Annotated in this window: 27 protein-coding genes, 1 other RNA gene and 1 pseudogene; 16 read left to right on the top strand and 13 right to left on the bottom strand. The window is 68.1% G+C overall.

Annotated elements, in window-relative coordinates; all coding sequences use genetic code 11:
• Positions 1–448, top strand: a 448-nt coding sequence (locus AS25_RS09885) for an IS3 family transposase (protein WP_035964721.1), incomplete at its 5' end; no start/stop codon positions are given.
• A 5-nt stretch (positions 449–453) separates the two neighbouring features.
• Here AS25_RS09885 and AS25_RS14290 read toward each other — a convergent pair.
• The 3 genes and pseudogenes from AS25_RS14290 to AS25_RS09875 form a co-directional block, all read right to left on the bottom strand.
• Positions 454–795 (bottom strand): annotated as a pseudogene (locus tag AS25_RS14290) (helix-turn-helix domain-containing protein); the annotation flags it as partial.
• 10 nt (positions 796–805) lie between these two features.
• Positions 806–1,555, bottom strand: coding sequence for a MerR family transcriptional regulator (locus tag AS25_RS15050; RefSeq protein WP_035964720.1), 750 nt, complete (start codon positions 1,553–1,555; stop codon positions 806–808).
• Positions 1,556–1,565: 10 nt separating this feature from the next.
• Complete coding sequence (locus AS25_RS09875; RefSeq protein WP_035964780.1) at positions 1,566–2,060, bottom strand: VOC family protein; 495 nt, start codon at positions 2,058–2,060, stop codon at positions 1,566–1,568.
• Positions 2,061–2,399: 339 nt separating this feature from the next.
• Between AS25_RS09875 and AS25_RS09870 the strand changes: the two genes are divergently transcribed.
• The 8 genes from AS25_RS09870 (at position 2,400) to AS25_RS09835 (ending at position 7,784) form a co-directional block, all read left to right on the top strand.
• Positions 2,400–3,725 carry a TadA family conjugal transfer-associated ATPase gene (locus AS25_RS09870; RefSeq protein ID WP_253270546.1) on the top strand — a complete coding sequence of 442 codons (1,326 nt, stop codon included), beginning with the start codon at positions 2,400–2,402 and terminating at the stop codon, positions 3,723–3,725.
• Positions 3,722–4,579, top strand: coding sequence for a type II secretion system F family protein (locus AS25_RS09865; protein ID WP_035964719.1), 858 nt, complete (start codon positions 3,722–3,724; stop codon positions 4,577–4,579). Before AS25_RS09870 ends, AS25_RS09865 begins: the two co-directional genes overlap by 4 nt.
• Positions 4,576–5,520, top strand: a complete 945-nt coding sequence (locus tag AS25_RS09860) for a type II secretion system F family protein (protein ID WP_035964718.1) — start codon at positions 4,576–4,578, stop codon at positions 5,518–5,520. Before AS25_RS09865 ends, AS25_RS09860 begins: the two co-directional genes overlap by 4 nt.
• Before the next feature lie 42 nt (positions 5,521–5,562).
• Positions 5,563–5,787, top strand: a complete 225-nt coding sequence (locus tag AS25_RS09855) for a hypothetical protein (protein WP_156960949.1) — start codon at positions 5,563–5,565, stop codon at positions 5,785–5,787.
• Positions 5,759–6,169 (top strand): TadE/TadG family type IV pilus assembly protein, encoded by a 411-nt coding sequence (locus tag AS25_RS09850; protein WP_253270545.1) that lies wholly within the window; start codon positions 5,759–5,761, stop codon positions 6,167–6,169. The genes AS25_RS09855 and AS25_RS09850 overlap by 29 nt, the downstream gene beginning before the upstream one ends.
• A gap of 52 nt (positions 6,170–6,221) precedes the next feature.
• Positions 6,222–6,605, top strand: coding sequence for a hypothetical protein (locus AS25_RS09845; RefSeq protein WP_253270544.1), 384 nt, complete (start codon positions 6,222–6,224; stop codon positions 6,603–6,605).
• A gap of 8 nt (positions 6,606–6,613) precedes the next feature.
• Positions 6,614–7,186, top strand: a complete 573-nt coding sequence (locus AS25_RS09840) for a pilus assembly protein TadG-related protein (RefSeq protein WP_253270543.1) — start codon at positions 6,614–6,616, stop codon at positions 7,184–7,186.
• A gap of 106 nt (positions 7,187–7,292) precedes the next feature.
• Positions 7,293–7,784 carry a DoxX family protein gene (locus tag AS25_RS09835; RefSeq protein WP_253270542.1) on the top strand — a complete coding sequence of 164 codons (492 nt, stop codon included), beginning with the start codon at positions 7,293–7,295 and terminating at the stop codon, positions 7,782–7,784.
• 212 nt (positions 7,785–7,996) lie between these two features.
• On the opposite strand, the gene AS25_RS14680 is transcribed toward AS25_RS09835, so the two are convergent.
• Both AS25_RS14680 and AS25_RS09830 read right to left on the bottom strand, forming a co-directional pair.
• The gene (locus AS25_RS14680; RefSeq protein WP_156523380.1) at positions 7,997–8,158 is read right to left on the bottom strand and encodes a hypothetical protein; all 162 of its coding nucleotides are present in this window, start codon (positions 8,156–8,158) and stop codon (positions 7,997–7,999) included.
• A 27-nt stretch (positions 8,159–8,185) separates the two neighbouring features.
• Complete coding sequence (locus AS25_RS09830; protein ID WP_035964716.1) at positions 8,186–9,358, bottom strand: glucose-1-phosphate adenylyltransferase family protein; 1,173 nt, start codon at positions 9,356–9,358, stop codon at positions 8,186–8,188.
• 80 nt (positions 9,359–9,438) lie between these two features.
• Here AS25_RS09830 and prfB point away from each other — a divergent pair, with 80 nt between their 5' ends.
• Both prfB and smpB read left to right on the top strand, forming a co-directional pair.
• Positions 9,439–10,557 (top strand): peptide chain release factor 2, encoded by a 1,119-nt coding sequence (gene prfB / locus AS25_RS09825; RefSeq protein WP_035964714.1) that lies wholly within the window; start codon positions 9,439–9,441, stop codon positions 10,555–10,557.
• A 109-nt stretch (positions 10,558–10,666) separates the two neighbouring features.
• Positions 10,667–11,155: an SsrA-binding protein SmpB gene (gene smpB, locus AS25_RS09820; protein WP_035964713.1), complete on the top strand. Its 489-nt coding sequence runs from the start codon at positions 10,667–10,669 to the stop codon at positions 11,153–11,155.
• A 10-nt stretch (positions 11,156–11,165) separates the two neighbouring features.
• Here smpB and AS25_RS09815 read toward each other — a convergent pair whose 3' ends face one another.
• Positions 11,166–12,908 carry an ABC-F family ATP-binding cassette domain-containing protein gene (locus tag AS25_RS09815; protein WP_035964709.1) on the bottom strand — a complete coding sequence of 581 codons (1,743 nt, stop codon included), beginning with the start codon at positions 12,906–12,908 and terminating at the stop codon, positions 11,166–11,168.
• Positions 12,909–13,297: 389 nt separating this feature from the next.
• Between AS25_RS09815 and ssrA the strand changes: the two genes are divergently transcribed.
• The 3 genes from ssrA (at position 13,298) to AS25_RS15455 (ending at position 15,507) form a co-directional block, all read left to right on the top strand.
• Positions 13,298–13,665: a transfer-messenger RNA gene (ssrA, locus tag AS25_RS14285) on the top strand.
• A 263-nt stretch (positions 13,666–13,928) separates the two neighbouring features.
• On the top strand, positions 13,929–14,396 hold the full coding sequence (locus AS25_RS09810; RefSeq protein ID WP_035964707.1) for a DUF3237 domain-containing protein: 468 nt from the start codon (positions 13,929–13,931) through the stop codon (positions 14,394–14,396).
• Between the two features lie 259 nt (positions 14,397–14,655).
• Complete coding sequence (locus AS25_RS15455; protein ID WP_052160872.1) at positions 14,656–15,507, top strand: DUF4190 domain-containing protein; 852 nt, start codon at positions 14,656–14,658, stop codon at positions 15,505–15,507.
• Between the two features lie 73 nt (positions 15,508–15,580).
• Here AS25_RS15455 and hisN read toward each other — a convergent pair whose 3' ends face one another.
• Genes hisN through AS25_RS09785 form a run of 4 tightly spaced genes read right to left on the bottom strand, consistent with a single transcriptional unit; the run spans position 15,581 to position 19,406 of the window.
• Positions 15,581–16,387, bottom strand: coding sequence for a histidinol-phosphatase (gene hisN / locus AS25_RS09800; RefSeq protein ID WP_035964706.1), 807 nt, complete (start codon positions 16,385–16,387; stop codon positions 15,581–15,583).
• A gap of 4 nt (positions 16,388–16,391) precedes the next feature.
• Positions 16,392–17,507 carry a ribosome small subunit-dependent GTPase A gene (rsgA, locus tag AS25_RS09795; protein ID WP_035964704.1) on the bottom strand — a complete coding sequence of 372 codons (1,116 nt, stop codon included), beginning with the start codon at positions 17,505–17,507 and terminating at the stop codon, positions 16,392–16,394.
• Between the two features lie 4 nt (positions 17,508–17,511).
• Positions 17,512–18,852, bottom strand: a complete 1,341-nt coding sequence (aroA, locus tag AS25_RS09790) for a 3-phosphoshikimate 1-carboxyvinyltransferase (protein ID WP_035964703.1) — start codon at positions 18,850–18,852, stop codon at positions 17,512–17,514.
• A 17-nt stretch (positions 18,853–18,869) separates the two neighbouring features.
• Positions 18,870–19,406: a DoxX family protein gene (locus AS25_RS09785; protein WP_035964701.1), complete on the bottom strand. Its 537-nt coding sequence runs from the start codon at positions 19,404–19,406 to the stop codon at positions 18,870–18,872.
• A 210-nt stretch (positions 19,407–19,616) separates the two neighbouring features.
• Here AS25_RS09785 and AS25_RS09780 point away from each other — a divergent pair, with 210 nt between their 5' ends.
• Positions 19,617–20,297, top strand: a complete 681-nt coding sequence (locus AS25_RS09780; protein WP_035964770.1) for a sigma-70 family RNA polymerase sigma factor — start codon at positions 19,617–19,619, stop codon at positions 20,295–20,297.
• Positions 20,298–20,300: 3 nt separating this feature from the next.
• Entirely contained in the window at positions 20,301–20,567 is a 267-nt protein-coding gene (rsrA, locus tag AS25_RS09775; RefSeq protein WP_035964700.1) for a mycothiol system anti-sigma-R factor, read from the top strand.
• A gap of 86 nt (positions 20,568–20,653) precedes the next feature.
• On the opposite strand, the gene AS25_RS15625 is transcribed toward rsrA, so the two are convergent.
• From AS25_RS15625 to AS25_RS09765, 3 genes are all read right to left on the bottom strand, one after another.
• Positions 20,654–20,728: a 50S ribosomal protein bL37 gene (locus AS25_RS15625; protein ID WP_098054049.1), complete on the bottom strand. Its 75-nt coding sequence runs from the start codon at positions 20,726–20,728 to the stop codon at positions 20,654–20,656.
• Between the two features lie 90 nt (positions 20,729–20,818).
• Positions 20,819–21,418: a GDSL-type esterase/lipase family protein gene (locus AS25_RS09770; RefSeq protein ID WP_035964698.1), complete on the bottom strand. Its 600-nt coding sequence runs from the start codon at positions 21,416–21,418 to the stop codon at positions 20,819–20,821.
• Positions 21,419–21,547: 129 nt separating this feature from the next.
• Entirely contained in the window at positions 21,548–25,444 is a 3,897-nt protein-coding gene (locus AS25_RS09765) for a multifunctional oxoglutarate decarboxylase/oxoglutarate dehydrogenase thiamine pyrophosphate-binding subunit/dihydrolipoyllysine-residue succinyltransferase subunit (RefSeq protein ID WP_437123714.1), read from the bottom strand.
• Between the last annotated feature and the right edge of the window lie 256 nt (positions 25,445–25,700).

Genomic DNA, 25,700 nt, shown 5'->3' with positions numbered 1-25,700 from the left:
CTCCATCGTCGACGAGCACACCCGCGAATGCATCGGCGGGCTCGTCGAACGGTCGATCACCGCCGACCGGCTCACCGCCCACCTCGAAGAGCTCGTCGCCGTCCGCGGCGCCCCCGCGGTGCTCCGATCCGACAACGGCCCCGAGTTCATCAGCGACGCGATGGCCGACTGGGCCGGCACCCGCACCGGCCTGTTCTACATCCCGCCCGGCTCGCCCTGGCACAACGGGTACGTCGAGTCGTTCAACAGCAGGCTCCCCGACGAGTGCCTGAACATCAACAGCTTCTACTCGCTGCTCCACGCCCAGGTCGTGATCGGCGACTGGAAGACCGAATACAACCACGACCGCCGGCATTCATCGCTCGGCTACCTCGCACCCGTCGACTACGCTCGGCAATGCACCCATCAATCGGAAACCGACGACTCGCACAGCGACCGGACCGAATGAAGGGGGCGGCCCAGCCCCAGCAGTCGAGTCACGGTCCTGCGGCTGAGGCAGACCCCTTCCCGCTCAAGCTCAAAAGCGATGCGAGATGCCGACCATTTGTACTCGCGGCGCAACCACTCGACCCGCTGGACGACCGCACCCGACGTGGCGGTCGGCTGCCGCAATGGCGTCGAGGAGCGGTCGAGCAGACCCTCGTGGCCGAAGGCTCGGTGCCGATTGACCCATTTCGAGGCCGTGGCACGAGATACGCCCATCTCGGCCGCGACGTGTGAAATCGGCCGCGTCTGGCAGCGCTCAATCAGTCGGCGGCGGCCCTCCAAGGTGAGCGGACTGTTCCGGTGAAACATCATCCATTCGTCATTCGAGGTTGGCTCGGACCCAGATCCGCATTGCCTCGCGAATGATTTCGGCGTTGCTCTCACCGCCGTAGGTTGCGGCGAACCGAGGATCGGCCACATACAACTCGGAGAGCCCGGTATAGGCCTCACGGTCGGGTTCTCTACCTCCCCAGTACGCCGTAACCCACCGATGGTGGTCCGCGACCAAGCTCTGGAAGCGGGAACTATTCGGGTTCTCGCTATCCTCGGCCGCAGCCCGCAACGCTGCGTTGACGTCGCGGCTCTTCTTATCGTCGTTTTCTCGTTGTTCGTCGGTCATGCCGGTACGGCGCATAGCGCTGCGCTCCCAGGCCGCATCACCCCAGCGGGCGCGCACTTCGGTCTCGTACTGACTCTGGTCGACGCCTGCGAAGACTTCCTCGACGGACATGGACTGGCCCTTCTTCACCGTCTCGAGCGTGCGTCGGACGACGGCGATCTGTTCGTTGGTTCTGTCTCGGCGTTCTTCCAGGAGCCCGAGATGCGTTTCGATGGCGTCAGCGAGAGAGGTTTTGTCATCGAGCGCGAGTTGGATGGTCGCGAGGGGGAGTTCGAGCGCGCGGAGCGACAGGATTCGGTAGAGCCGTGAGATCTCGGCGTCACCATAGAAGCGGTATCCGTTGCTCGCGACCCGCGAGGGAAGGAGTAGCCCGATCTGCTCGTAGTGTCGGAGCGTTCGACTGGTGAGCCCGGTCGCCTTCGCAAGGTCTCTGATCGGCCACTCCGTCACGTTGCTCTCCTCAGCCTTGGTTCCAGTTCGGGGCGCCTGCTCCCTTGGGCAGCTCGAAGTCACCGGTGATCTGATCGCTCGCCCAGGCCTGCGCGGCAGCCTGATCCGCCATCCGCGGAGCGGTCAGAGTGACCACGTTCCCGTCCTTGTCCGTGAACGTGACATCGGTCGTGAACCACGGAGTATCGAGCGGCCCCGCCACCTCGGCACCTGCCGACCGAAGCCGATCAACGACTTCCCCGAGGTCGACGTCGCCCGCCGCAAACGACACGGATACTGACCCGCGCACCGCTACGCCCTGGGTCATGAGGATGTCCTGGTACTTTTCCCGGCGCAGATGCACAAGCGACGGCACACCGCCCGGCCCTGGGATGGTCGCAAGCGTCACGAACCCCGCCGAGGCATAGAGCGCTTCGGATGCTGCTAGGTCGCTGACCACGAAGTTCACGAACATTGGCATCACATAGATCGACCGGTCAATCGCCGGCCCGTCGTTCTCAGTCATGAACACCACCCTGTCGGTTGACGTTACGGCAGAGTCAAGTCGTCGCTAAGATCCAAGCCTCATGTCTGGCAGTGACCAGGCCGAGGCGCCGACACCGTCAGCAACCTCATGGCCAACAACAACTAGCGAGTCCTGCCCCATTGGTGTGATGCCCATCATGCTCGATGCAGTTGCATAGTGGGTCGAAACATGACGCCCATGGCCGGGTTCATCGGTGCACGTCAGCGGGTTTATCCACAGACCGGGTGCTGTGTCGTGTCGATCAGCTGTGATTTCCCCTAGCGTTCCCTGCAGAGTTGACCAGCCGGTAACGGGTTCGGGGGAATCCCAGGGGGAGTCATGGCCGTAGGGGTCGCCGAGGACGCGATCGGGTTGATCGAGGCGGATGTGCGTGAGCAGATCCGGCGCAGCGGGTTGGATCCGTTGCATGAGGTGGAGCCCACCCGTCAGATCGTGGCCGCTGTGGTGGCGGAGTACGACGTGCGTTCGGCGCGTGCGGGGTTGCCGCGGGTGCAGGACCTTGAGGCTGCCCGTAAGACGGTGCTGGACCTGGTGGCCGGGTACGGTCCGTTGCAGCCGTTCCTGGATGATCCCGAGGTCGAGGAGATCTGGATCAACGGCCCGACCGAGATCTACATCGCCCGCGACGGCGAATCCGAGCTGACGAGTCTCGTGCTGAGCGAGTCACACGTGCGCACCCTCGTGGAGCGCATGCTCAAGTCCTCGGGGCGCCGCCTGGATCTGAGTTCCCCGTTCGTGGACGCCTCCCTGCCGGACGGTTCCCGGTTGCACGTGGTGATCCCGGACGTCACCCGGGCGCATTGGGCGGTGAACATCCGCAAGTTCGTGGCACGGGCCCGCCGTCTGGAGGATCTAGTGGGGTTGGGCTCGCTTACCACCCAGGCCGCGCAGTTCCTGCATGCGGCGGTGGATGCCGGGTTGAACATCCTGGTGTCGGGGGCCACCCAGGCCGGGAAGACCACCCTGCTCAACTGCTTGTGCGCGGCGATCGGCCCGCGGGAGAGGGTGATCACGGTCGAGGAGGTCTTCGAGCTGAAGGTGGCGCTGCGCGACGTCGTCGGCATGCAGTGCCGCCAAGCGAACCTCGAGGGCACGGGCGAGATCCCGCTTCGCCGGCTCGTGAAGGAGGCGCTGCGCATGCGCCCGGACCGGTTGGTCGTGGGGGAGGTGCGCGAGGCCGAGAGCCTGGACATGCTCATCGCGCTGAATGCCGGGCTGCCAGGGATGTGCTCGCTGCACGCCAATTCTGCCCGTGATGCCGTGACCAAGATCTGCACCCTGCCGCTGCTCGCGGGCGAGAACATCAGTAGCGCGTTCGTGGTACCCACCGTGGCCTCGTGCTTCGACCTGGTTGTCCATTGCCACCGCGCGCCCTCGGGTCACCGGTACGTCGCCGAGATCCTGGGCATCGGTAACCGGGTGGAGAACGGCGTCATCGAGACGTACCCGATCTTCCGCTTACAGGACGGTGCCCTGCGCGCGGTGGCCTCGGAGCTGCCCTCGGCCCACAAGTTCACGCGCGCGGGCTATTCTCCGGCGTCGCTGATTCACGACGACGCTCCGGCGAGTACCGCGTCCGACGATGCCAGCCGCATCGCCACGCCCGCGGACAACGCGTCGCGAACGGGGCGGCGAGACCCATGAGTGCGTTGTTCGGAGTACTGCTGGGAACCGGGGTGTTCCTCGTGTGGTGGTCGTGCTGGACCCGGCCACCCGCCGCGCGGACCAAACAGGCGCGGGCAGGCTACCTCCGCACCCTGTTGTTACGGGCGGATCTCCCGGGCCTGTCACCCGCGGCGTTCATCGGGCTGAGCCTGCTCCTCGCCCTGGTGGCGGGGGTGTTGATCCTGGCGCTGACGTCCGCCGCGGTGTTCGGCCTGTGCGTCTTCCTCGTGACACTGTGCCTCCCGCTGTGGCTCGTCAAACGGCGCGCACGACGTCGCACGGCCGTCCTGCGCGAGGTCTGGCCCGACGTCGTGGACCACCTGCGCTCCGCGATCCGCGCGGGCATGGGTCTGCCCGAGGCCCTGATGCAACTGCAGTACCGGGGACCGGAACCCCTGCGACCCGCGTTCGCCCAGTTCGCGGCCGACTACCGGGCGAGCGGTCAGCTCCACGGGTCGCTGACCATGCTCAAGCAGCGGCTCGCCGATCCCGTGGCGGACAACATCGTGGAGGCGCTGCGCGTGACCCGCGAGGTGGGCGGCACCGATCTGGGGAAGTTGCTGGGCACCCTGTCCGAGTTCCTGCGGGAGAACGAACGAACTCGCAGTGAACTGGAAGCCCGGCAGTCCTGGACCGTGAACGCCGCTCGGCTGTCCGTGGCGGCACCGTGGCTCATCCTCGCCCTCATGGCCACCCAACCCGCTGCGGTGCGCGCCTACAACACGGCCACCGGCGCCGCCGTGCTCCTGGGTGGGCTCGCGATCTCGGTGCTGGCGTACCAGCTCATGCTGCGTCTGGGTGCGTTGCCCACCGAGCGGAGGGTGTTGCGATGAACATCACGGTGCTGTCCGGGGTGCTCGGACTCGTCCTGGCGCTGGGACTGTGGCTCATCCTTGCCGCGGCCAAGGCCGTGGGAGCGCCCAGCTTCGCGGACCGGATCGCCCCGCAACTGCGCGCCGCGGAGCTCACCGCCGGTCTCGGGGACAACCCCTGGCGCTCTCGGCGGTCCCGCGGTCAGTCCTTGACGGGTGCGGCGGGCAACGCGCTCATGCACTGGATCCTGCAGCGCGCCGCGCCCCTGTTCTCCAACGCGGACGTCCTGGCGCGTCGACTCGTGAAGGACGGTTCCTGCAAGGACGTCATGGACTACCGCGCCGAACAGGTGCTCTTCGGTGTGGCCGGAGCGGTCGTGGGCAGCGTGATCGGGACGGCCCTGGTGCTGCGTGCGGACGTGAACATCGCGATTCTCGCCGTGGGTGCCGTCCTCGGCGCGGGGACCGGTGTGTGGCTGCGCAACTACCTCTTGAGCCGCAGCATCCAGCGCCGGGAGAAGCGCATGCTCGCCGAGTTCCCCGCCGTGGCCGAGCTCATGGCGCTCGCCGTGGGCGCCGGGGAGAGTACCGTGGGCGCGCTCGAACGGGTGTGCCGGGTCGCGGAGGGCGAGTTGGCCGGGGAGTTCCGAGCGGTGCTCGCCCAGACGCGCGCCGGGTCCGGATTGACGACGGCGCTGCAGGACTTCTCGGCGCGCACCGACGTCGTGGCGCTGGGCAGGTTCGTGGACGGCATCGTCGTCGCCATCGAACGGGGCACCCCACTCGCGGACGTGCTGCGGGCCCAGGCCCAGGACGTGCGGGACCACGACAAACGGGTCCTGATGGAGATCGCCGGCAAGAAGGAGATCGCGATGCTCGTCCCGGTCGTCTTCTTCATCCTGCCGCTGAGCGTGATGTTCGCGGTGTTCCCCGGACTCGCGGTCCTGGACCTGGGGTTCTGACGGACCGGCTCCCGGACTCACTGACTACACAAGGAGAAAATCATGAAACACCTGATGCGCTGTCACGCGGCCACCGTGTGGCTGCTGACCGTCGCCCTGCCCGCCCGGCTCGCACCGAGTGATGACCACCCGGATCGGGGAGACGTACCCGGCTGGGTCATGCTTACGCTCATGTCCGCGGTGCTCGTGGCGGGGTTGTTGCTGATCGCCCGGCCCGCCTTGGAGGGGCTGTTCCAGGATGCCATCAACCGCGTCTCGGGCCTCTGACCCCGCCCTGGACCCGGACGCCGGCAACGCGGTGGCCGAATACGTCATGGTCCTCGCGCTCGCGATCGTGCTGTTCGGCCTCATCCTGCAGGTGGGGTTCGCCCTGCACGTGCGCAACACCCTGATCGACGCCGCCGCGGCCGGGGCCCGGTACGCGAGCCTCGCGGACCGCACCGACGAGGACGGCATCGACCGCACGCGCGGGATCATCACCGACACCGTGGGGGCGAGTTATGCGCGGGACATCTCCGTGTCCCGTACCAGCGTGGGCTCACTGCCGGCGGTCGAGATCCGTGTGGTCTCGCCCCTACCGGTCATGGCCACGCTGGGCCCGCCGCGCGCGCTGGAGGTGAGTGGGCATGCGGTCGACATGGATTCGTGAGGTCCTGGCACGGCGGGGTTTTGGGGACGATCCGGACCGGGGGAGCGCGATCGTGGAGTTCATCGGACTGGGCCTGCTATTGCTCGTGCCCGTGATGTACCTGGTGGTCACGGTGGCCCGGGTCCAGGCGGGCTCGTTCGCCGTGGTCGCGGCGGCGGACCAGGCGGCTCAGGCCGTCTCCGTTCTCGAGGCCAAGGACCTCAATCGCGTGGGGGTGCACGACGTCGCCGCGGTCGCCGCCCAGGATCACGGTTTCGACCCGCAGGACCTCGCCGTGACGGTGAGCTGTTCGGACGGCACATGTGAGACGCCCGGTTCGGTGGCCCGGGTCCACGCAACGATCACCGTGGAACTGCCCGCGATGCCCGGGTTCGTCACGGCCCGGATCGCCACGCTGTCCTCGGACGTCACAGTCATCGCGGGGCGGTACTCATGAGGCGCGCGATGCTCTACGGCCGCGACGTGATGCGGCCCCTCATCGGTATCGCGACTGCGCAGATCGACGACCTCGACGGGCCGCGGCCACACGAGGATCTGGCGAACGCGGGGAGCCAGGACCGCGATGAACGGCATCGCGCGAACCCCGAGGATCCTGACTCCGGACAGACCACGATCGTGCTGATCGGTTTCGCCCTGGTGACCCTTCTCCTGGTGGTCACGGTCATGGCGATCACCAGCGTGTACGTGGGGGAGCGACAACTGCAATCGCTCGCCGATCGGGCGGCGGGGGCCGCCGCGGACACGTTCACGAACGTGGACCGCTCCGGCTCGGGCCCGCCCACACCCATTCTCACGAACGGGGCGGTGGCCGCCTCGGCCACGAGTTACCTGGGGACCGTGGGGGCGTTCCAGGACGTGAGCGGCCTGTCCCTCGCGGCGCCCACGGGATCGGCGGACGGGACGACCGCCCAGGTCACGCTCTCGGCCGTGGTGCATCCGCCGGTGGTCAACGTGTTCATCCCCGCGGGTGTCCCGATCAGCGCTACGGGGGACGCGCGAGCCGTCATGCGGCGGTGATCCACCTCACCCGGATCGCCGCCTGACCAGCGGTTTCACAGGTGACGTGTTGTGTAACGTTGACGCGTCACTGGTAGCGTTACTTTCCATGACAAGTAAAACTGCCATGACCGACGCTCCGACCACCACGACCGACACCGCACGCGCAACCTCATCGACCGCCGTCCAGCACGACGGCGCTCCCTCGGTGTCCGTGGGCCTCCTGATCCTGCGCCTGGCCCTGGGCATCACCTTCGTCATGCACGGGTGGCAGAAGTTCTCCGAATGGGGTCTGGACGGAACCGCCCAGAGCTTCGACGGGATGGACATCCCCGCCCCGGAGGCCTCCGCCGTGTTCACCGCCGTGGTGGAACTCGCGGGCGGGATCGCCCTGATCCTCGGGATCCTTACCCGGATCGCCGGCGTCCTGCTCGCCCTGGCCATGGCCGGTGCACTGATCCTCGTGCACGCCCCGGCGGGCTTCTTCGCCTCGGACGGCGGGATCGAGCTCGTGATGGTCCTCGGTGCGGGCGCGCTCGCCCTGGCCTTCACGGGCCCGGGCCGCTACGCGGTCGCCCGTGCACTGCCGTCCCGCGGTGGAGCGCAAGCCTGGGCCTGACGCCCCAAACGGCCCGATGACGGGTGCCGTCACGGGTGACGCGCCGCCATCAACGAGGCCTTGTCACAGGCGAGGTGTCGCTATGGACCACGCACCGCTATGAGCGTGGCGACGCTCTGAATGACATACCGCCGTGAACGAAGCACCGATACGACGAAGGCACGGCCGGGAGATTCCCGGCCGTGCCTTCGCCACATTGCAGTGGACGTGACTCAGCGGCGCAGCATGCGCAGCAGTCGACGGGCGGTGGCCACCCGGCGGTACGCGGCCACGGGAGGCACCACGCCGATGAGGCGGCGGGTGGCCTGGCGGCGCACGGTGGAACGCAGCACTTGACGCAGCACGGGGCCCAGGGTGGATCGGGAACGGCTCATGACGGGACGACCTTTCGAAGGAGGGGATCAGTACTGCTCATGGTTCCGCGGCAGGACCGCGGAGGTGTCGAACGCTTCTCGCTGGCTCACGGTACCGGTGCGGTCGATCACCGTGACGTGCTGCGCGGAACCGCGCTGCGAACCGCCGGTGATGTCCGCCCCGGAATCGGCGACCACGTTGCTGAGTTCCACCGTGGGGCCCACGTGCACGTTGTCGAGCAGCACGGAGTTGCGCACCACGGCCCCGGCCTCGATCACGCAGTTCTGGCCGATGATCGAGTGTTCCACGGTGCCGGCCACGCGCGCCCCGGGGGCGACGTACGAGCGGGAGACCGCGGCGTCGTCGTCGACGAAAGCGGGCGGGAGGGCGACCTGACCGCTCCAGATGGGCCACGCGGGATCGTCGAGGGTCGCGCCGTCGCCGTCGATGAGCTGCATCTGCGCGGTCCAGTAGGACTGGACGGTCCCGAGGTCCATCCAGTACCCGAGGTGGCGGTGTTCGACCACCCGGTGGTGTTCCAGGACGTAGGGGATGAGGTCCTCGCCGTAGTCGCCCAGCTGGCCCAGTTCGGACTGGAGGGTGTCCAGCGCGGACAGCAGGACGTCCGTGGAGAACAGGAACATCTCACCGGCCACCAGGTTGCCGTTGGGCTCCTCGGGCTTGTAGGCGAACCCGATGACCTGGCCGGCCTCGTCGGTGCGCACCACGCTGTAGCGGGAGGGGTCCTCGGGGACCTCCGTGGTGACCATGGTCAGGTCCGCGCGCTTGGTCAGGTGTGTGTCCACCACGGACCGGAAATCGATCGTGTAAAGGTGGTCCGCGGAGAGCACGAGGACCAGATCCGGGTTCGCCTCGCGGATGATCGCGCTCTGGCGGTAGATGGAGTCCGAGTTGCCGCTGGCGAAACCCTCGCCGTGGGATCCCTCGTACGGCGGGAGGATCTGCAACCCGCCGTGGGAGCGGTCCAGGTCCCACGGGCGACCGCCGGCCATGTAGGCGTTGAGGTCGTGGGGTAGGTACTGCTGCACCATCCACACGTCGGGGATGTGCGAGTGCGCCAGGTTGGAGAGGGAGACGTCGATCAAGCGGTACGTGCCGCCCACGGGCAGTGCGGGCTTGACCACGTGATCGGTCAGGGCGCCCAGTCGGGACCCCTTGCCTCCCGCCAGGATGAGTGCGAGTACGGTGGGGCGTTCCATCGGCGGGCTCCTCAGCAGCGGGGTCGCAGGGAATCCTACCGGCTCACGGGCCCGGGCACCATGACGTAAAGTGATGTGTCATGGCCTCCATTGACTACGCTGCAGAAATCCGTGCCCTCCGAGCCACCTACGACTCCGTGGCGGCGGTCAGCGACGTCGAGTCCATGAAGAAGCAGATCGCCGTCCTGTCCGAGCAGGCCGCGGCCCCGGACCTGTGGGACAACCCGGACGAAGCCCAGAAGGTCACCTCGCAGCTCTCGCACCAGCAGAGCAAGCTGGACCGGCTCAAGAAGATCTCCGGGCGCATCGACGACCTCGAGGTCATGGTGGAACTCGCGGAGGAAGAGGACGACCAGGACACCCGGGACGCCGCCGCGGAGGAACTCGGGTCCATCCGCAAGGCGCTGTCCGAACTGGAGATCCAGACCCTGCTGGCCGGCGAGTACGACGAGCGAGAGGCCGTGGTCACCATCCGCTCGGGCGCCGGTGGTGTGGACGCCGCGGACTTCGCGGAGATCCTCATGCGTATGTACTTGCGCTGGGCGGAACGCCACGGGTACCCCACCAAGGTCCTGGACACCTCCTACGCGGAGGAGGCGGGTCTGAAGTCCGCCACGTTCGAGGTCAAGGCGCCCTACGCGTTCGGGACCCTGTCCGTGGAGGCGGGCACGCACCGGCTCGTGCGGATCTCCCCGTTCGACAACCAGGGGCGGCGCCAGACGTCCTTCGCGGCGGTCGAGGTCATCCCGCTCATCGAGTCCGACGACACGATCGAGATCCCGGAGTCCGAGCTGAAGGTGGACGTGTTCCGCTCCTCGGGTCCCGGTGGTCAGTCCGTGAACACGACCGACTCCGCGGTGCGCATGACCCACATCCCCACGGGCATCGTGGTGTCCATGCAGAACGAGAAGTCGCAGATCCAGAACCGCGCGGCCGCGCTGCGCGTGCTGCAGTCCCGCTTGCTGCTGTTGCGCCAGCAGGAAGCGGACGCCAAGAAGAAGGAGATGGCGGGGGACGTGAAGGCATCCTGGGGTGACCAGATGCGCTCGTACGTGCTCAACCCCTATCAGATGGTCAAGGATCTGCGCACCAACTACGAAGAGGGTAATCCCAGTTCCGTGTTCGACGGCGGGATCGACTCGTTCATCGACGAAGGCATTCGCTGGCGCGCGGACGCCCGCCAGCACGACGAGGACTAAGGGTTCCACGCCGCACGACGACGCCGCTCCGCCCGGCAGGTGCCCCGCGCACCCGGGCCGGGACAGCGGCGTCGTCCCCGGCGGGACCCGGTGAAGGAAGAACAGGCCGATGGCCAAGAAGAACGCTGATGACGGCCGCCAGATCGTGGCCAACAACAAGAAGGCGCGCCACGACTACAACATCTACGACACCTACGAGGCCGGTCTGGCGCTCATGGGGACCGAGGTGAAGTCGCTGCGCATGGGGCGGGCGTCCCTGGTGGACGCGTTCTGCCAGTTCGACAACCGCGGCGAGCTGTGGCTCGAACACGCCCACATCCCGGAGTATCTGCAGGGCTCGTGGACCAACCATTCCGCGCGGCGGCGGCGCAAGCTGCTGTTGCACCGCTCCGAGCTGGACAAGATCGCGGGCAAGACGCGCGAGGCCGGCTACACCATCATCCCGCTGTCCCTGTACTTCGTGGACCACAAGCGCGTGAAGGTGGAGATCGCGGTGGCGCGCGGTAAGCGCGAGTACGACAAGCGTCAGACCCTGCGCGAGAAGCAGGACAACCGCGAGGCCCAGCGCGCCATGCGCTACCGCAACATGCGCGGCTGAGCCCTTCGACTCACGGCATCCCGGCCGGCACCTCCAGTGCGAGGTGCCGGCCGGTCCAGTTCCGGCGTAACCAGCGGTCGTGGGAGGCCACGAGCACGGTTCCCGGGTAGTCGGGTACCGCCGCCTCGAGCTGCGTGGCGAGCACGAGTGAGAAGTGGTTGGTGGGCTCGTCCAGCAACAGCACGTGGGGCGGGTCCGCGAGCAGTACCGCCAGCGCGAGCCGACGCCGCTGTCCCACACTGAGTTCACCGACCCGCCGGTTCTCGTCCCGCCCGGCCAGCAGACCGAACGTCCCCAGGGGTACGGTCTCCGCGCGGTCCTCTCCCACGAGCTCACGGTAGATATGGGCCGCCGTGTGCTCCGGGTCGGCGCCGGGCAGTGTGGCGTCCTGGTCCAGCATCCCCACGCGGACGCCGGGTGCCACGTGCACGGAACCGCTCGTGGGTTCCAGTCGCCGGGCGAACAGGCTCAGCAGGGTGGATTTGCCCACGCCGTTGGGACCCGTGATGAGCCACGACTCACCCGCGCTCACGGTCAGGGACGCGGGTGCCATCCGTCCCGCGACCTCGGCCGCGGAGGCGGTCAGTACCGGACCCGTGCGGTGCAGTGCGGCCTCCGATCCGGACAAACCCGCGGTGAGTCCCTGGAAGAACAGCTCCCGGGGTGGCTTGCGGATCTGCTCGTCCTCGAGGGTGGCCAGGCGGGTCCGGGCATCATTGACCCGCCGGGAGACCACCGCCGCGTTGCGGTCCGCGTAGAACTTCTTCGCCGCACGACCCTCCGTCTTGGGGGACCAGTCGCTGTGGCCCACGGTCTGCTGCTCCCGCACGGCCGCGCGCAACTTCTTCAGCTGCGCCTGTTCGTCCCGGTAGGTGCGTTCCCAGCGCTCGCGGGCATCCATGCGGGCGAGCACGTACTGGGAATAGGTCCCGCCGAAGCGGGTCACACCGATCCCCGTCCCGGTGCCGTCCCCCACGAGATCCGAGGTGACGGCATGCGGTCGGGGTGCCGGGTCCAGGTCCACGAGCGAGGTCACGGCGGTGTCCAGAAACGCGCGGTCGTGGCTCGCCAGCAGCACCGGACCGTGCCACGACCGCAGGGTGGCGCGCAGGAACTCCGTGGCGGCGTCGTCCAGGTGGTTCGTGGGTTCGTCGAGCAGGAGCACGTCCGGGGTGAAGAGCAGCAGCCAGGCCAGGGACAGCCGTGAACGCTGCCCGCCGGACAGGGCACCCGTGGGCCGGTCGCGATCCACGCCGCCCAGGCCGAGCCCGTTCAGGATGACGTCGATGCGGGTGTCCACGTCCCACGCGTCGATGCGTTCGGCGGCGTCCAGGGCAGCGGCGTACGCGGTGGCAGCGCCCTCGTCCTCCGGGGCGCGGGCAAGGGCGTCAGCTGCGCGGTCGACGGCGGACGCAACGTCCCGTACGGCCCGCACCGCCGATTCCACCGCCTGGGCCACGGTGTCGTGCGGCGCGAAGGGCGGTTCCTGGTGCAGCAGACCTACGCGCAGCGGATCGCCGGGGCCGACGGCGCGGACCTCACCGGCGTCGGGCGCGCGCAGGCCCGCCATGATGCGCAGCAGGGTGCTCTTGCCGGAACCGTTCTCGCCGATCAGACCCGTGGGATCACCCGCGGTCACGGAGAAGCTGATATCCGTGAGCACGCGGTGGGAGCCGTAGGAGGCGGAGATGCCGGACACGCGGATGTGCGCGGCCGTATTAGGGGTGGCGGGAGAATGCGGGGGATGAGCCATGGGTGTCCTCGGATAGCCGGGGTCCCCGCCGGGCAGCGGCCACGGGCGCGGGGAGGTCGAATGGCTCATCGGGACATGCGTTACACCCTAGGGCATCCCGCGGGGGAGGGCCAGGTCAGTGGAGCACCGGGGGTGTCAGCGCGGGCCGTGGGGGCCCGCCGTTCTCCGATCCTGTTCCCGGGGCCTGGGCCTTGGGGTCGTCGGGCTCAGCGTGCGGGAGGCTCGGTGGTTGGGGCCCGGTGCACGAGTGGGTCGGTGCATGGGGCCGGGGGCTCAGGGGCCCACGGCGAGTTGACGGTTTGGCCCGAGCGGGCGTATTCTGATGTGTCCACGCGCGGGCGGACCTTCTAGTTTCGTCGGCACGTGGAAGCTCATTGAAAAATGAATACGGGGATGATCGGTTTCGACGATGTGAGTTGAGACAGGGGAAGCGGGTCGAGGACGCAGAGTTATCTCGTAAACGCTCTCTGTAAAACAATAAGTGCCAAATCCAAGCGCACTGACTTCGCTCTCGCTGCGTAAGTAGCGACAGCAGTCTGGCAGCCCAGGTTCACCTTCGACCTGGATCCTGCCATCAGCTAGAAGGTCACTGCTGCGGACGCAGGTTACGGGCGTTCGTGGGACTCTTACGTAACTGAGTTCGGCGGTCACTCGTGTGCGAGATGACCGGAACTGAGAAACCTGTAAGCACACTGCACCCGGAGAAGCCCTGACAATGCTGCATCGGACGGGGGTTCAATTCCCCCCATCTCCACTGTCGTCCTGTCCCAGGACGTGAGAAAGACCCTGAACCATTGGTTCAGGGTCTTTTTATTTGGCTGAGCCCGGAAACATCTGAGTCCCGAGAAAGCACGTGGCCGATGCCTGAGAGTGCGTTATCGGGACATATTTGTGTCCTGGGGTCCGCGTTCGGCGGGGCAAGCACGGGAGCCCGGCGGACCCGAGGTACACGTCCGCATGTGTCCCCGGCCGGCCCATGTATGCCCGACCGGCGGGTGTCCTCGGGCCTAGGGTGGAGCCATGGCGACTCCACAGCCTCCAGTCCTTCGGCACGCTTTCACGGTGCGGGTGGAAGTGGCCGCACCCCTGACCGTGGGCCGGACCGCCGCCGGGACACGCAGGGTCGTACCCATCACGGGTGGCGCGGTGACTGGTCCTCATGGCTCTGGGCGAGTGCTGCCCGCGGGAGCCGATTACCAGGTGGTGGGTGCCGAGGTCTCCTGGCTCGAGGCCAAGTACGTCCTGGAACTCGCCGACGGTCACCTGGTCTACGTGGACAACCGCGCCGTACGGGTGGCCAGCGCGGAGGATTCCCGTGCGATCGCGCAGGGGATACCGGTGGACCCGAGTCGCGTGTATTTCCGCTGCGCGCCCGTGCTCACCGCGGGCGAGGACGGGCCGTGGGCGTGGCTCAACCGCACCGTGTTCGTGGGAACGGGGGAGCGGGACCCGGATTGTGTCCGCCTGGAAATCTTCGCGGTGCAATGAGGCGTGGAGAAGTGCGGTGAGGCGCGCCGTCCGTAACTGGGAGCGGTGGCCCAGGTCCACGCCCGCGCCCCTGGAACATTTGTGCTGCGATAAGACCGTGTACTGGCCGGTATCTGTGCGGATCGCAGCACAGAGGTTCAAGGCGGCCGGAAGGGGCGTGCCCGAGCGGGGTGGGCTGGGGCGTCCCCCGGTGTTCCCGGCTCGATGTGGAAGACTTGAGCCGGAAACCCATCATCGAAACCGAGAGGTAGGCGCTTCCATGAGTGAGCGGTCCAACGATCAGTCGGGTTCGTCCTCGGCCTCCCACCGGGACCAGCCGCAGTACGGTCAGTACTCCGACGACCGGGTTCAGGGTGCGGGCGGGACGCAGCAGCCCGAGTACGGCCAGTACAGCGATCCGTCCGCTCAGCAGGGCGGCCAGGGCTACGGGAACAAAGCCACCCAGACCGGCGGCTACGGCACCACGGGCCAGTACGGCACGTCCGATCAGTACGGCACGTCCACCCAGTACGGTGCCTCCAGCCAGTACGGCGGGGGCGACCAGCACGGCCAGTCCGGTCAGCAGGCCTACGGCGGCCAGGGTTACGGCAGCCAGGGCTACGGCAATCAGGGCTACGACCAGCAGGGCTACGGCGCCGGCGGTTACCCCCAACAGGGTTACGGCGTCCAGGGGCAGGACACCCAGGGTGGCTACCCCACGCACTACCAGAACGACTACAACCAGGGCGGGTACGACAACCAGGACGGCTACGGCAACCCGTACGCCCCGGTGCCGGGCCGCGGGCTGGGCATCGCCTCGCTCGTGCTCGGTATCCTGGGCATCCTCACGTTCTGGTTCGCCGGTCTGGGCGGTGTACTGGGCCTCGTGGGCCTGATCCTCGGCATCATCGGCGTGGTCAAGATCCGTAAGTCGCGCCGTGGTTCCCCGGCACTCGCGGTCGTGGGCATCGTACTCTCCGCACTCGCGCTGCTGGGAGGCATCCTGATGGCCGTGCTGTTCGCCTGGGTCTTCGGTCAGGCCGCCGACTGCATGGACCTCGCGGTGGCCGGAAACGACGCCGCGTACCAGGAGTGCGTGGAGAACGCCCTCAACGATTCCTTGAACTCCTGAGGTCCCCGCGGGTGATCCCGCCCCTCGGATGAGACGAACGAGCCCGGTGTCACGCACGTGACACCGGGCTCGTTCAGTCCTGGGAGGCGCGGGTACCGAGGACGTCCAGAGCGGCGTCGTGCAGGAGACCGTTGCTGGCCAGGGCGTTGTCCCCGAAGGGACCGTCCTGCCCGGCCAGGGACGTGAAACGCCCGCCGGCCTCGGTGACGATGGGCACGAGCGCGGCCATGTCGTAGAGGTTGAGTTCGGGTTCGCACGCGAGGTCCACCGCGCCCTCGGCGACCATGCAGTAGGACCAGAAGTCCCCGTAGGCCCGCGTGCGCCACACGGAATCGGTGAGCTCGATGAACTGCTGGCGTACACCCAGATCCCGCCATCCGCTCAGGGACGAGTAGGACAGCGATGCGTCCGAGAGCTGGTTGACTGAGGAGACCGACAAGCGCGTGGCCTGCGAGAGTGAGCGCCCCGTGAAGGCCCCCGACCCGGCGGCGGCCCACCAACGGCGGTTGAGCGCCGGCGCGGACACCACGCCCAACACCACCTCACCGTCCTCGATCAAACCGATCAGCGTGGCCCACACGGGTACGCCGCGCACGTAGTTCTTGGTGCCGTCGATCGGGTCGATCACCCACTGGCGGCCGCCCGAACCCGTGGTCCCGAACTCCTCACCGATCACGGCGTCCCGATTGCGTACGCGCCCCAGTTGCGCGCGGATCACCTGTTCGGCCTCGCGGTCCGCGTCCGTCACGGGTGTGAGATCGGGTTTGGTCTCCACGGTGAGGTCCTGGGACTTGAACCGTTTCATGGTCAGTCCGTCCACGGAATCCGCGAGGATATGGGCCAGGCGGAGGTCGTCCGTGTAACTGCTGGGTGTACGCATGCGTCTACGTTATCGCTTGTCCGAGCTGCTTCTCGCTGTCCCCCCGCTGTGTCTGCCCGCGCGACGCCGCGAGCAACCTGCGCAGCGATTCGAGCCGCTGCGGGGCCGCCGGGGAGGCCCCCGGGCGGTGCACCCACGCGTCCAGCGCGCACCCGGGGGAATCCTCCGTGTGCAGGCACCCGCGAGGACAGTCCGCGGTGGCGGGGACCAGGTCGGTGAACGCGTTGAGCAGTTCCTCCTCGGGCACGTGGGCCAGACCCAGGGAACGGATCCCGGGGGTGTCCACGACCCAGGTCCCGGGGCGGGTTCCGGGCACCGTGAGGGCACGCGCGGAGGACGACGTGTGCCGGCCACGGCCCGTGACGTCGTTGACGCCGCCGGTGGCCCGCTGCGCTCCCGTGAGGGCGTTGACCAGCGTGGACTTGCCCACGCCGGAGGGCCCCAGGAACACGCTCACATGACCGTCCAGCAACGACCGCAACCGCTCGAGGGAATCGTGGGACACGGCCAGGGACTCCTCGTGGATGCCGGCCTCGGGCCGTTCACCGCGGTCGGTCGCGCGCTGCGTGCTGAGGGTGATCACGTCCAGGTCGTGGAGGTAGTCCAGGAACTCCGTGGGATCGGCCAGATCAGACTTGGTCATGCACACCACGGGGGTGATTCCCGCGTCCCATGCCGCCACCAACCCGCGGTCCACGAATCCCGTGCGGGGGGTGGGAGAGGCCGCCGCGAGCACGAGCACGAGCCGGTCCGCGTTCGCCACGATCACGCGTTCCACGGGATCGGTGTCATCGGCACTGCGACGCAGCACGGTGGTGCGCGGTTCGATCCGCACGATGCGTGCCAGGGTGTCCGGGGCACCGGTGACGTCACCCACGACGCCCACGAGATCCCCGGGCACGATGGGCCGGCGCCGCAGCTCCTTGGCGCGCACGCACGTCACCGTGCGAGGTTGTTCCTCGTCCTCTCCCACCACGCACGTGTACCGGCTGCGGTCCACGGCCACCACACGTACGATCACGGCGTCCGCGTGCGTGGGTCGTTGCTTGGTGCGAGGGCGGGAGCCGCGCTTGTTCGCGCGGATCCGGACGTCGGACTCGTCCCAGGTCCTGCGGGCCACTGCGTCAGGAACCCCGCCGCGCGAGGCGGTCCCACATGCCCGGGAAATCGGGAAGCGTCTTGGCGGTGGTGGCGACGTTCTCCACCCGGATCCCGGGCACGCGCAGGCCCAGGATGGCTCCCGCGGTGGCCATGCGGTGGTCGTGATAGCTGTGGAAGACTCCGGCGTGCAGCTCAGCGGGGGCAATCCGCAGTCCGTCCGCGGTCTCCTCCACGTTCCCACCCAGCGCGTTGAGCTCGGTGCGCAACGCGGCGAGCCGATCGGTCTCGTGCCCGCGCAGGTGGGCGATACCGCGCAGCACGGAGGGGCCGGTGGCTAGCGCGCAGATCGCGGCCACGGTGGGCGCGAGCTCGCCGGCTTCCGAGAGGTCCAGGTCTACCCCGGCGATCTCGTCCGGACCGGTCACGGTGAACGTGCCGCCCTGCACACGGACGTCCGCGCCGAACAGGGGCAGGATCCGCCGCCACTGGTCCCCGCCCTGCGTGGTGTGGGCGGGCCAGTCGGGGATGCTCACGGTCCCGCCCGTGACCACGGCCGCCGCCAGGAACGGTCCGGCGTTGGACAGGTCCGGTTCCACGGTCACGTCCAGGCCGGCGACGTCGCTCGGGCTGACCCGCCACGCGGCGTCACCGATGCGCTCGGCGGCCACACCGGCGTCGCGCAGCACGGACACGGTCATGTCTACGTGCGGTAGTGAGGGCACACCGGAGCCGCCCTCGTGGTGCAGTACGAGCGGGGAGTTGAAGCGCACCGCGGAGAGCAGTAGCGCGGAGACGAACTGGGACGAGCCGCTCGCGTCGATCGTCACGGTGCCCCCGGTCACCGATCCGGTGCCGACGACGCGCAACGGCAGCGTGCCCCGGCCGTCGTCCTCGACGGACACGCCGAGCTCGCGCAACCCCGCGATCACGGGACCCATGGGTCGGACGCGCGCTCCGGCGTCGCCGTCGAAATCCACGACCCCGGAACATAGCGCCGCCAGGGGCGGGACGAAGCGCATCACGGTACCCGCAAGACCGCAGTCCACGGCCACGGGCCCGGTGAGAGTGTGCGCGCGGGGCAGGGGGGTGATCCGCAGATCCGGACCGAACGGCCCCGGGTCCGGCAGCGCTTCGATCACCGCGCCCAACTGCTCGAGCGCGGTGATCATGAGCTTGCTGTCACGCGAGTGCAACGGCTTGCGCAGCACGGACGGTTCGTCGGCGAGGGCCGCGAGGACCAGATACCTGTTGGTCAGGGACTTGGAACCGGGGACGGCCACCGTGCCTCTCACGGCGGCCCCCTCCGAGAAGGGGGCCCGCCAGTGAGCGGCATCCAGGGCTTGCGGTTCGCCGTTGCTCGGCATCACGTGGCGCGGTGCTCCTAGTTGGAAACGGCGTCCTGGACGGCCTTCTCGGCCTGCTCCAGCTTTTTCTTGGTGTCCTTGCCGACCTTGACCGCGTTCTTGCGGACGTCGTCGGCGAGGTGGCTCGCGCGCCACACGAGGGACGGGTTGCCCGAAGTGTCCACGGCTGCGATCATCACGGCACCCAGCAGGGACACGTTCTTGAGCAGGTCCGACCGGCGGGCGGCCTTGCCCTCGGCGGTGCTCGCGTCCGCGGAGCGGTATTGGGTGTAGCCGTTGAGCGCGGTGGTGCCGAGCAGCACGGTGGACGACAGGCGCGGGAGCTTGCTCGCGGCGAGCAGCGACGCCGCGACGACCTGGGCGGCGGCGATGCCCTGCGCGACCTGAGCGCGGTTGGCAGTCACGGGGCGCACCTGCGGGGCGGCGCTCTCGAGGGCCTTGAGGACCGGGTCCAACTGCTTCGCGGCAGCGGACGAGTTGCGGAACGCGTTGACGCCCCCGGCGATGTAACCGGTGGCGAGCAGCGGGCGGGCGAGACGACGAACAATGCTCATGGTTCTCCTCCTTACGGCCCCGGCATCTCCGGGTACGCACTGTAGCCATCCTATCGGCCCGAGTTCGCGCCGCCGCCGGGAATACTCGCACGGCGCGTGCGTGTTATCCACGGTGTACAGAAGCGCCACATATGTGACGTAACACTCGGCAATGACCAGGGAAGTGGGTGACGGCGGAGGATGACGGCCCCCACCTTAGACTGGGACGTGATGAACGATCAGCGAACTCACGATTCCCAGCCGGTGGAACACCCCGAAGAGGTGCCCGCCGGAGCGGAAACCACGCAGCAGCGCCGTAAGCGTTTCGAACGCGACGCCATGCAGTACGTGGACCAGCTCTACGCCGCGGCGTTGCGCATGGCCCGCAACCCGTCCGATGCCGAGGACCTGGTGCAGGAGGCCTACACCAAGGCATTCTCCGCGTTCCACCAGTACAAGCCGGGGACCAATCTCAAGGCCTGGTTGTACCGGATCCTGACCAACACGTACATCAACCTGTACCGCAAGCGGCAACGCGAACCGCGCCAGGCCAACACGGACACCGTGGAGGACTGGCAGCTGCACCGCGCGGAGTCGCACACCTCCACGGGATTGCGTTCCGCGGAGGCGGAGGCGTTGGACCACCTGCCGGACTCGGACGTCAAGCGCGCCCTGCAGGAGCTGCCCGAGGAGTTCCGCCTGGCGGTGTACTTCTCGGACGTGGAGGGATTCGCGTACAAGGAGATCTCCGAGATCATGGACACGCCCATCGGGACCGTGATGTCCAGGTTGCACCGTGGCCGCAAGCTTCTGCGCGAGAAACTGGGCGACTACGCCCAAGAACGAGGATTCGACACGTCCAAGGTCCAGAAGAAGACCAAGGACGGCGCACGAGCGAAGGATCGAGGCTAGAGCATGACCGCGAAACCGTGTCACAACGGCTGCACCGACGAACGCATCCAGCGGATCTACGAGTACCTGGACGGGGCACTGACCACCGAGGACCTCGAGGAGATCCACGCGCACCTCACGGACTGCGCCGACTGCGAGCGTGAGTACAACCTGGAGTGCGTGATCCGCTCCGTGATGAAGCGTTCGTGCTGCGAGACCGCGCCGGACGAGCTCAAGCGCTCGATCCTCGCGCGCATCGACGCCCAGTGCAACGAGCACCCCGCGGCATAGGAACCCGGCGGCGCAACTCCCGCGCACAGAGCGAAGCCCCCGCGACCTTGCCGGTCACGGGGGCTTCGTGATGCGTTCGCTGAACCTCAGGAGTTGGGCCGCTTGCCGCGGTTTGCCGAGTTCTTGCGACGATCCTTGCGCTTACGTCCACGCTTGCTCATGATGTACCTCCTGCGATGATTGGCTGGGACATCGTCCGCCAGTATCTCACATTCCGGGCGGTGCTCATGCCACGGCGAGAGGTGAGAGCGTCAGCGCGGCTCGGGCAGCTGCAGCCAGTCGTACCACCCGCGGTGCAGCACGAGCCATGCGATGAGCCCGTAGCCGGCCTGGCCGGGGTTGCCGTGGTTGGCCGCGAGGTCCTTGCGCCACTGCTCGTGGTGCTGCAGGGGGTTGAACGTGTCCACGTACACGTGGTTGCGCCGCGTGGTCACGTCCCCGTAGGCCGCGGAGAGGTCCGCGATCTTGCGGTTGCGCTGCGGGTCCAGGGTGGGCGGGGGACCCACCACGAGCACCTTGGCGTTGTTCTGGGTGGCCTGGTCCACGATGTTGGCCATGTTCAGTCGGGACCGGGCGGAGGTCATTCCCAGGTCGATGTCCAGGGCGGACGGTGCGATCACCAGACGGTTGTCGCACGCGGGATCGAAGCGGCGGGAGGCCTCCGCGAACCAGTGGTCGTTGAGGGTCTCACTGCCCTGACCGGGTGCGGCGAGATTGTAGGCGTCCACGGGAACCACGTCTCGGGGGGTGCGCGCCATGACTCGTCCGAACCAGCCGAGCGCGCGGGGGTCATCCACGCCGGCCAACAGTTCGTCTCCCACGGCCACAATGCGGATCCTGCGTTGGTCCACTCTTCTTACATCCTTCGCTAGCTGGGACCCGGGGGCCGTCTCGCGACGGCCCCCGGGCGGGTCATGCCCGGTGTTCGGGCGGGGGCGTACGACGCCGCGTGGCTCGCGGTCCCGTGCGCCGCACGGCACTCACTCGCCGCGGTCGAACGCCTGCTGCACCAGGGTCTCCAGCTCCGCCGCGTGGCGCTTGGCCGAGCCGTTGGCGGGGGAGGCCGAGGCGGGGCGGGACGCGAGCGTGACCGGGCGGTCCAGCTGCGGCACGAGGTTCACGGCCATGAAAGGCCACGCACCCTGGTTGGCGGGTTCGTCCTGAGCCCACAGGATCCGGGCCTCCGGGTAGCGCGCCAGCTGTTCCTTGATCTCGTCCACGGGCAGCGGGTAGAGCTGCTCCACGCGCACGATCGCGGTGGAGTGGTCGTCCGACTTCTTCCGCTGGGTCACGAGGTCGTAGTACAACCGACCGGAGACCAGGATGACGTCGGTGACCTTGGCGTCGTCGAGCCCGGCGGTGTCAGGGATGACCGTCTGGAAGCTGCCCTGCGTGAACTCCTCCACCGGGGACGCCGCGGCCTTCAGGCGCAACAGCTGCTTGGGCGTGGCCACGATCAGCGGCCGGCGCGGGCGCGAGTACGCCTGGCGGCGCAGCAGGTGGAAGTGGTTGGCCGGGGTGGAGGGCTGGGCCACGATCATGTTCTTCTCCGCGCACAGCACCAGGAAACGCTCGATGCGCGCGGAGGAGTGGTCGGGTCCCTGGCCCTCGAAGCCGTGCGGCAACAGCATCACCAGGTTGGAGCGCTGACCCCACTTCTGCTCCGCGGAGGAGATGAACTCGTCCACGATGGTCTGCGCACCGTTGGTGAAGTCACCGAACTGCGCCTCCCACACCGTGAGCGCCTCGGGGCGCTCCACGGAGTAACCGTACTCGAAGCCCAGCACGCCGTACTCGGAGAGCAGGGAGTTGTAGATCGAGAACCGTGCCTGGTCCGCGGAGAGGTGGTTCAGCGGGGTCCACTCGGCACCGTTCTCGGCGTCGAAGAACACCGCGTGGCGCTGCGTGAAGGTACCGCGGCGCACGTCCTGACCGGACATCCGCACCGGGACGCCGTCCATGAGCAGCGATCCGAAGGCCATGAGCTCGCCCATGCCCCAATCGATCCCGCCCTCGCGCGTCATCTCGCGGCGCTTCTCCGCGAGCTTGCGCAGCTTGCGGTGCATGGTGAAGCCCTCGGGCAGGTCCACGTAGGCGTCACCGATGCGGTGGGCGGCTTCCTCGGAGATGGCCGTGGTCTTGGGCACGGACACCCCGGAATCGGCCTGCTGGGCGGAGGGCCGCTCGATGTTGGCGATCGCGGCGGCGTCCCCGGTCACGAGCGGGACGGTGGAGGTCTGGGCCTCGTGGGTCTCGGCGAAGACCCGCTCCAGGCGCTCCTGGTAATCCTTGAGGGCGCGGTCTGCTTCTTCCTGCGTGATGTCCCCGCGGCCCACGAGGTTCTCGGTGTAGACCTTGCGGGTGGAGCGCTTGCCGTCGATCAGGGAGTACATCAGCGGCTGGGTCATCGAGGGGTCGTCGCCCTCGTTGTGCCCGCGGCGGCGGTAGCACACCAGGTCGATCACGACGTCGCGCTGGAACCGCTGGCGGTACTCGAACGCGAGCTGCGCCACGCGGGCCACGGCCTCGGGATCGTCCGCGTTGACGTGGAAGATCGGGGCCTGCACGGTGCGCGCGACGTCCGTGGAGTACGTGGACGTGCGGCCCGCGGAGGGAGCGGTGGTGAAGCCCACCTGGTTGTTGACCACCACGTGGATGGTGCCACCCACGTTGTAGGCCTCGAGCCCGGACATCTGCATGACCTCGTAGACGATGCCCTGACCGGCCATCGCGGCGTCACCGTGGACCTGGATGGGCAGCACGGGGTACTCGCCGTTGCCCTCCGGCCCGGCGCCGAGCACGTCCGTCTTGGCGCGGGCGATGCCCTCGATCACCGGGTCCGCGGCCTCCAGGTGGGAGGGGTTCGCGGCCAGGTACACCTGGGTCTCGTTGCCGTTGTCGGAGGTGAATACGCCCTCGGTGCCCAGGTGGTACTTCACGTCACCCGAGCCCTCGGCGGCGCGCGGGTCCTGGCTGCCTTCGAACTCGCGGAACACCTGGGCGTAGGACTTCCCGGCGATGTTGGTCAACACGTTGAGGCGGCCGCGGTGGGCCATGGCGATGCCCACACCCGCGAGGGAAGCGTCCGCGGCCTCGGAGATGATCGCGTCCAGCAGCGGGATCAGCGACTCGCCGCCCTCCAGGGAGAACCGCTTCTGACCCACGTACTTGGTCTGAAGGAAGGTCTCGAAAGCCTCGGCGGCGTTGAGCCGCTCGAGGATGTGGAACTGCTCCTCGCGCGCGGGCTTCTGGTAGTCGCGCTCGAGCTTGGACTGGAACCATTCGCGCTGCTCGGGCTCCTGGATGTGCATGTACTCCACGCCCACGGTGCGGCAGTAGGCGTCCCGCAGCCGACCCAGGATCACGCGCAGCGTGAGCAGGCTCTGGCCGCCGAAACCGCCGGTGGGCCACTCGCGCTCCAGATCCCACAGGGTGAGCCCGTAGGTGCGGATGTCCAGGTCCGGGTGCCTGCGCATCACGTATTCGAGCGGGTTGGTGTCCGCCATGAGGTGACCGCGCACGCGGTAGGAGTGGATCAGCTGCTGGATCCGGGCGACCTTGTTGATCTGGATCTCGGGGTTGACCTGGTTGTCCACGGCCCAGCGGACGGGCTCGTAGGGGATGCGCAGGGCCTCGAAGATGTGGTCGTAGAAGTCCTCGCCGCCCAGCAGGTAGTGCTCCACGAGCTTGAGGAACTCACCCGAACCGGCGCCCTGGATCACGCGGTGGTCGTACGTGGAGGTCAGGGTGATGACCTTGGAGACCGCGTTGCGCGCGATCGTGCGGGGGGAGGCACCCTTGTACTCGGCGGGGTAGTCCAGCGCACCCACGCCGATGATGCACGCCTGGCCCTTGGACAGCCGCGGCACCGAGTGCACCGTGCCGATGCCACCGGGGTTCGTCAGGGACACCGTGGTGCCCGCGTAGTCCTCCATGGTCAGCGCGCCGTTGCGCCCGCGCTTGACGATGTCCTCGTACGAGGTCCAGAACTGCTGGAAGGACATCTCCTCCGCACCCTTGATGTTGGGCACCACGAGGTTGCGGGATCCGTCCTTGTTGGGGATGTCGATCGCGATCCCGAAGTTCACGTGCGCCGGGTGCACCGCGGCGGGCTTACCGTCCACCTCGTCGTAGATCACGTTCTGGGACGGGAAGTTGGCGAGCGCGCGGATCACGGCGTAGCCCACGAGGTGGGTGAAGGACACCTTGCCGCCGCGGTTACGGGCCAGGTGCGAGTTGATCACCAGGCGGTTGTCGATCAGCAGCTTGGCGGGCACCGCGCGCACCGTGGTGGCGGTGGGCACGGTCAGGGAGGCGTCCATGTTGGCGGCCACGGCCTTGGCGGGACCGCGCAGCTTGACCACGGTGTCCTCGGCGGGCTTGTCCTGGCCCTTGTCCTTCGCGCGGTCCTCCGGCTGCGCCCGGATGGGGCGCTTGGTCCCGGAGCCCTCGTTGGTCTCGGTCTCGGTGTCCACGCCTTCGGGTCGTCCCTTCGCCTTGGATCCGGTGGTCGACGGCGCGGGGGACTTGGCCCGCTGCGCCTTCCTGGGCGCGTCCGCGCTGGCACCGGAGGTGTTCTGCTCGGTCTTGGATGAGGTCGACGCCGCCCCGGTGGCGGGCTTGCTCTCGCCGGACGTCCCGAAAGCGGCCTTGCCCGCGGAAGTCTTGGCGGCGGCGTCGTCGTCGCGCCGTCCAGCGGGACGATCACCCCCGGACGTGCGCGCAGCCGCCCCCTGGGACGGGGCGGCCGCGGAAGTCTTGGTGTCGGAGGTCTGGGTGTCGGACCGGTCGTCGCCGGCCATCTGTTCGAAGATGGGCCACCACTTCTTGTCCACCGAGTTCTTGTCCGCCTGGTACTTGTCGAACAACTCGTCCACGAGCCATTCGTTGCCGGCAAATTCTTCAGGGATAAGGTGACGCGGCTGGTCTGGCACTAGTGATACGCCTCTTCCATCTGTGCTGGGTGTCCCGGGCGGCGAGCTGGTCCTTGCGGCCCTCGTGTGGCTCCCACGGAGCTTACCGGCCGCGGGACTTGCGAACTGGCTTCGCGCACGCAAAGCCGTACCGGTTTTTCAGTCTAGTGAGGCATCTGGACGGTTGCCACCTACCCGCCGGCCCGCGGGTACCGCCCGG

Source organism: Kocuria marina (assembly GCF_000786655.1).
Taxonomy (GTDB): Bacteria; Actinomycetota; Actinomycetes; order Actinomycetales; family Micrococcaceae; genus Kocuria; species Kocuria marina_A.
Note: the sequence above shows the minus strand (reverse complement) of the source record. Positions and strands in the feature narration are given on the sequence as shown.